Below are 5,292 nucleotides of genomic sequence, written 5' to 3' on the forward strand. Positions count from 1 at the left end.
CCCACCTCGCGGCCCTCGCCGACCACCTAGGCACCACCCCCGAGCGGGTCCGCGAGGGCCTCCGTACGGCCGGTATCCCGACCGCCGGCGGTGTGCGGATGAAGGGGCGCGGCGTGAGCACCGGCGTGCGGGCCGCCGACATCCCGCCACTCCCCTCCCGCGAAGAGAGCCCTGAGAAGCCCGCGTTGACCAGCAACAACAACAGCAACAACAACGGCGCCGACTTCGAGACGGTCCCCGACGACGCCAACGCCCACCGGACACACGTGCGGTGGCTCCGCGGCGCCCGCTGACAGGCGAACGGCCGGAACCCGCCGGGTCCCGGCCGCACACGCCGGTGAGCTAGACCGGCAACGCCAGCCCCTTCCGGGGGCCGATCCCACGACGGTAACGCCAGCCGCCGACAGCGGACATGGACCGTTCGGCCCTACCCTGCGCGCCCCGCGCACGGCACGCTCCCCGGCGACGTCTACGCCTCCGGGGGGATCCATGCGCGCCATCACTACCACCGCCCTCGCCGCCGTTCTGCTGCTCGCCGGCGCCGGCTGCTCCGACGACGAGCAGAGCTACGAGGAACAGGCCGAGCAGTGCACGCAGGCCCTGGCAGATCGGGCGCCGGGCGTGAAGGGCAAGCCGGCCGATTGTGAGGGGCTGACCGAGGAGGACTACGGGGTGCTCCTCGGGAACCAGATCCTGGAAGACGAGGGCCTGGCGCCCTAGCTGCCTCTTCTCCGCGGCCCGGGGTTCCGGGGGGTGCGGCGGCTATCCTGCTGACAACGTTGTCAGAGTCGGCGGGAGGTGCAGCATGACGACCAAGAGCAAGGGCGACGGCCGTTTCATCCGCACCCCCGAGAACGCGCGCCAAGACGCCCGCGCCGCCGAACTCCGCGCCGAAGGACTCAGCTACCAGCAGATCGCCGACGAACTCGACCTCGGCAACAAGGGCAGCGCCCACCGCGCCGTACGCCGCGCGCTCCGCGACATCGCCGAGAAGCCCGCCCAAGCCGTACGCGACCTCGAACTCCGCCGCCTCGACGCCATGTACGAAGCCGTCATGGAAGTGCTGGAGCGCCGGCACGTCACCGTCTCCCACGGCAAGGTCATCGTGGACGACGGCGGGGAGCCGCTCCTCGACGACAGCCCGGTACTCCAGGCCGTCGACCGCCTCCTGAAGATCCAGGCCCGGCGGGCGGCGCTCCTCGGCCTCGACGCCGAGACGAAGGTCAACCTGTCCGGCGGCGTCACCTACGAGATCGTCGCCGTAGACCCGGAGGCCCTGAAGTGACCGCGCCGGCGCCCCCGCGCGAGGTGGTGCACCGGTACCAGCCGCTCGGCGCCGCGCACGCCCTGTTCCATTCCCGCGGCCCGGAGGTTCTGCTCTCGGGCCCCGCCGGGACCGGGAAGTCCCGTGCCTGTCTGGAGAAGCTCCACCTCCTCGCGCTGGCCAACCCGCGGATGCGCGGCCTCATCGTCCGCAAGACCCTCGCGTCCCTGGGGTCGACCGCGCTCGTCACCTGGCGGGAGCACGTGATCGCCGAGGCGCTCGACGCGGGACTCGTCAAGTTCTACGGCGGCGGCCCCCAGGAAGCCGCGAGCTACCGGTACAGCAACGGGTCCGTCATCGGCGTCGGCGGCATGGACAAGGCCACGCGGATCATGTCGTCGGAGTACGACGTCGTGTACGTCCAAGAGGCCATCGAGTTGACGGAGACGGACTGGGAGGCGATCACCACTCGCCTCCGCAACGGCCGCATCTCCTTTCAGCAGATCATCGCCGACACCAACCCCGACGTCCCGAACCACTGGCTGAAGCGGCGCTGCGACCGCGGCGCCACCCTGCTCCTCGACTCGCGGCACAAGGACAACCCCGTCCTCTTCGCGGGCGGCGAGCTGACCGAGGCGGGCCGCTCGTACATCGGGAAACTCGACGCCCTCACCGGCGTGCGGTATCAGCGGCTGCGGCGCGGCCTGTGGGTCGCCGCTGAGGGCATCATCTACGAGGGCTACGACCCCGCGGTGCACCTCGTCGACCCGTTTGACGTGCCGAAGGACTGGACCCGCTGGGTCACGGTCGACTTCGGATACACCAACCCGTTCGTCGCGCAGTGGTGGGCTGAGGACCCGGACGGACGCCTGTACCTGTACCGGGAGATCTACCGCACGAAGCGGCTGGTGGAGGATCACGCGCGGGACATGCTCGCCGCGGTCACCGACGCCGACGGCGTGTGGACGGAGCCCCGGCCGCGGGCGGTGATCTGCGACCACGATGCGGAGGACCGGGCCACCCTGGAGCGGCACTTGGGCATGGGCACTGCGGCGGCCCGGAAGGGCGTCTCGGACGGCATTCAGGCGGTGCAGTCGAGGCTGAAGACGGCGGGCGACGGTCGGCCGCGGCTGTTCGTGATGCGCGGCGCTCTGGTGGAACGCGACAGCGAGTTGGATGACGCGAAGAAGCCGGTGTGCCTGGAAGACGAGATCGTCGGCTACGTGTGGGCCGTGAAACCCGGCGCCGGCGGCGACCTGAAGGAGGAGCCGTTGAAAGCCAACGATCACGCCATGGACGCGATGCGGTACATGGTGGCGCAGCTGGACCTAGGCGGCCGTACCCGGGTGAGGTGGCTGGGATGAGCAGCCTCGTGGGGAAGCTGCGGGAGGCGCGCGATGGGTTGCTGCAACTCGGCGGCCTCGGCGCGCTGGCGGCAGCGGCGTGGACGGCGTGGGGCATCGCGCCGGGCCTGGCGGCGTCCGGGACGGCGCTCCTCGTCGTGCAGTACCTGACGAGCGACGACAGCCGGGCGGTGCGCCGATGAGGTCGCTCGTGGGTGCGCTCGCCGGAGGGCTGCGCAACAAGGCGCCGGTGTCGTACGCGCCCCGCGGTGCAGGCCGCTTCGGGGCGATGTTCCAGCGCAACGATGCCGAGGCGCAGATGCGCGCCATGGGCAGCGTGGGCACGCTGTTCGCGATCGTCAACCGCACGAGCAACGCTGTCGCGCTGGTGGACTGGAAGCTGTGGCGGAAGGCGCCGAGCGGGCTGCCTGAGGACCGTACGGAGGTCACGAGCCACGCTGCGCTCACCCTGTGGAACCAGCCGAACCCCTGGATGCCTCGGCAAGAGTTCGTTGAGACATTCGAACAGCACATCGACCTCACCGGCGAAGGCTGGTGGATCATCGGGCGGCACGCCCGCGCGAGCATCCCGCTGGAGTTGTGGCCGGCGCGCCCGGACCGCATGCTGCCCGTGCCGGACCCGGAAGCCTTCCTCAAGGGCTACGTGTACCGCAGCCCGGACGGCTTCCAGATGCCGCTGGAACTCGACCAAGTGATCCAACTCCGGATGCCGAACCCGCTGGACCCATACCGCGGCATGGGCCCGGTGCAGTCGGTGCTCGCCGACCTCGACGCCACGCGGTACAGCGCGGAGTGGAACCGGTCGTTCTTCCTCAACAGCGCCGAGCCCGGCGGGATCATCGAGGTCCCGGACCGCCTCGGCGACGAGGAGTTCAACGAGCTGCGGGACCGGTGGAACGAGCAGCACAAGGGAGTCGCGAATGCCCACAGAGTCGCGATCCTGGAGCACGGCGTGTGGAAGGACCGCAAGCTCAGCCAGAGGGACATGCAGTTCGTGGAGTTGCGCGACGTGTCCAGCAAGGTCATCCGCGAGGCGTTCGGCATGCCGAAATTCGCCGTCGGCGACGTCGAGGACATCAACCGCGCGACCGCCGAAGCCAGCAAGGGCTGGTTCGCCGAGCAGCTCACCGTGCCCCGCCTGGAACGCATCAAGGCCGCGCTGAACTGCGATCTCCTGCCGCTCTTCGGCCGCGCCGCCGAGGGCCTGGAGTTCGACTACGAGAACCCGGTGCCGCCGGACCAGGAGGCGCAGAACGCAGAGCGTGAGTCGAAGGCCCGCGCGGCGAAGGACCTGATCGAGGTCGGGGCGTACGGTCCAGCAGTGCTTGAGGCGCTGGGTCTGCCGGAGATTCCCTTCGGGCAGCCGGATGCCGACCCGGACCGTGAGCTGCTGATCGACCTGCTCAAGGGGTCGTCCGGTACCGCGGAGTTGGCGGAGAAGCTGCTGACGATGCTCGGGTTCGACGTGCCGGTGAAGGAGGAACCGCCAGCCCCCGCCCTCCCGCCGCCGCCCGCGCCCGTAGATGACCCGGAGGCGTTGGCCGACCCGGACGCGGCGATGAAGTGGGTGGCGGTCGAGGTCGTGGACGACAACACGTGCGAGCCGTGCAAGAAGAACGACGGGCGCCTCTACCGCAACCGTGAGGCGGCGTACCGGGATTACCCGGGCGGGCAGGGCTACGTGGGCTGCGTCGGTGCCGAGCACGGGCACGAGTGCCGCGGGACGGTGCGGAAGCGCCGGGCGTCCGACGACTGATTTTTCGCGGGCGGGGGTTTCGGCCTCGCGGTCGTGCACAATGAGGTCTGACAACGTTGTCATCGAACACGCGTTGTCACCGGGTGGGGTACCCGAGGGGATCAGGAGGCGCGCATGCCGAAGAACGGCGCAGTGGCGGGAGCCGATCAGCCCGGCGTGCGCGCCCGCCTCTCCCAGGCACTCCAGAACCGGCAGTCCGCCGAAGAGCGGCAGTGGTACCGCTTCGAGAACCTCGGCGCCGACGAAACCGACATCATCCTCTACGGAGAGATCGGCTGGTACGGCACCGAAGCCGAGAGCTTCGTCCGCGAACTGCGGGCGCTGAAGACCGCCCGCATCAACCTGCGGCTGTCCAGCCCCGGCGGCTCCGTCTTTGACGGCATCGCCATCATGAACGGGCTCCGCGCGCACTCCGCCGATGTCACCGTGTACGTCGACAGCTTGGCCGCGTCGATCGCGAGCGTCATCGCCATGGCTGGCGACCGCGTGGTGATGATGCCAGCGTCGGAGATGATGATTCACGAGGCGAGCGGGCTGTGCATGGGCAATGCGAGCGACATGCGCGAACTCGCGGACCTCCTGGACCGCCAGTCCGACAAGATCGCCGCCGTGTACGCCGAGCGCGCCGGCGGCGACATCGAAGCATGGCGCGCCGCGATGGCCGCGGAGACCTGGTACTCCGCCGACGAGGCGGTCGCCGCGGGGCTGGCCGATGAGGTCGCCGAACTGCCCCGGAAGGGCGCGGAGCCCGACGAGGACGACGAGCCGCAGGCGACGGGCGCCCGGGTGTGGGAGAAGTACCTCGCGGCGTACCGGTACGCCGGCCGCGAGGAGGCCCCGGCACCGGAGCCGATCGCGAAGCAGCCGCCTGCCGCAGCGGCGCCGTCCCAGATCATGCTGACGTTCGA

General features: G+C 70.3%; 6 protein-coding genes and 1 pseudogene. All 7 read left to right on the forward strand.

What is annotated here, in order from left to right; translation table 11 throughout:
- Positions 1-293 (forward strand): annotated as a pseudogene (locus H5J30_RS16510) (hypothetical protein); the annotation flags it as partial.
- A 196-nt stretch (positions 294-489) separates the two neighbouring features.
- Positions 490-720 carry a hypothetical protein gene (locus tag H5J30_RS16515; protein WP_181788188.1) on the forward strand — a complete coding sequence of 77 codons (231 nt, stop codon included), beginning with the start codon at positions 490-492 and terminating at the stop codon, positions 718-720.
- 85 nt (positions 721-805) lie between these two features.
- A complete protein-coding gene (locus H5J30_RS16520) occupies positions 806-1,285 on the forward strand; it encodes a hypothetical protein (RefSeq protein ID WP_181788189.1) in 480 nt (159 codons plus the stop codon).
- Positions 1,282-2,628 carry a phage terminase large subunit gene (locus H5J30_RS16525; protein ID WP_181788190.1) on the forward strand — a complete coding sequence of 449 codons (1,347 nt, stop codon included), beginning with the start codon at positions 1,282-1,284 and terminating at the stop codon, positions 2,626-2,628. The genes H5J30_RS16520 and H5J30_RS16525 overlap by 4 nt, the downstream gene beginning before the upstream one ends.
- Positions 2,625-2,810 (forward strand): hypothetical protein, encoded by a 186-nt coding sequence (locus H5J30_RS16530; RefSeq protein ID WP_181788191.1) that lies wholly within the window; start codon positions 2,625-2,627, stop codon positions 2,808-2,810. Before H5J30_RS16525 ends, H5J30_RS16530 begins: the two co-directional genes overlap by 4 nt.
- Positions 2,807-4,384 (forward strand): phage portal protein, encoded by a 1,578-nt coding sequence (locus H5J30_RS16535; protein WP_181788192.1) that lies wholly within the window; start codon positions 2,807-2,809, stop codon positions 4,382-4,384. The genes H5J30_RS16530 and H5J30_RS16535 overlap by 4 nt, the downstream gene beginning before the upstream one ends.
- Before the next feature lie 114 nt (positions 4,385-4,498).
- Positions 4,499-5,292 (forward strand): head maturation protease, ClpP-related (locus H5J30_RS16540; protein WP_181788193.1); only part of this gene is annotated, 794 nt, incomplete at its 3' end.

Origin of the sequence: Streptomyces phytophilus (assembly GCF_013870535.1) — a bacterium.
GTDB lineage: Bacteria > Actinomycetota > Actinomycetes > Streptomycetales > Streptomycetaceae > Streptomyces > Streptomyces phytophilus.

Coding starts and splice junctions, on each gene's coding strand:
- H5J30_RS16515 (WP_181788188.1), top strand. CDS start 490: ATGCGCGCCATCACTACCACCGCCCTCGCCGCCGTTCTGCTGCTCGCC.
- H5J30_RS16520 (WP_181788189.1), top strand. CDS start 806: ATGACGACCAAGAGCAAGGGCGACGGCCGTTTCATCCGCACCCCCGAG.
- H5J30_RS16535 (WP_181788192.1), top strand. CDS start 2,807: ATGAGGTCGCTCGTGGGTGCGCTCGCCGGAGGGCTGCGCAACAAGGCG.
- H5J30_RS16530 (WP_181788191.1), top strand. CDS start 2,625: ATGAGCAGCCTCGTGGGGAAGCTGCGGGAGGCGCGCGATGGGTTGCTG.